Source organism: Phytohalomonas tamaricis, from assembly GCF_003012345.1.
In the GTDB taxonomy this organism is placed as follows: Bacteria; Pseudomonadota; Gammaproteobacteria; order Pseudomonadales; family Halomonadaceae; genus Phytohalomonas; species Phytohalomonas tamaricis.
Window position 1 is genome coordinate 1 of sequence record NZ_PVRV01000008.1, and the last position, 206, is coordinate 206.

Genomic DNA, 206 nt, shown 5'->3' on the forward strand with positions numbered 1-206 from the left:
GGGGTTGGGTATAGATGCCTGACGATGACCTACTCTCACATGGGGAGACCCCACACTACCATCGGCGCTGAGCGGTTTCACTACTGAGTTCGGCATGGGATCAGGTGGGACCCGCTCGCTATGGTCGTCAGGCGTAACTGTCGGCTCGAGATGAGGAAGTAACGTCGCTCACCTCAGCCTTATTCGGGATCATGCTGTGCCAGAGA

The 206-nt window shown here is 57.3% G+C and carries 1 rRNA gene; it reads right to left on the bottom strand.

What is annotated here, in order from left to right:
- Positions 1 to 16 precede the first annotated feature (16 nt).
- Positions 17 to 132, bottom strand: a 5S ribosomal RNA gene (gene rrf, locus C3Z11_RS00035).
- Between the last annotated feature and the right edge of the window lie 74 nt (positions 133 to 206).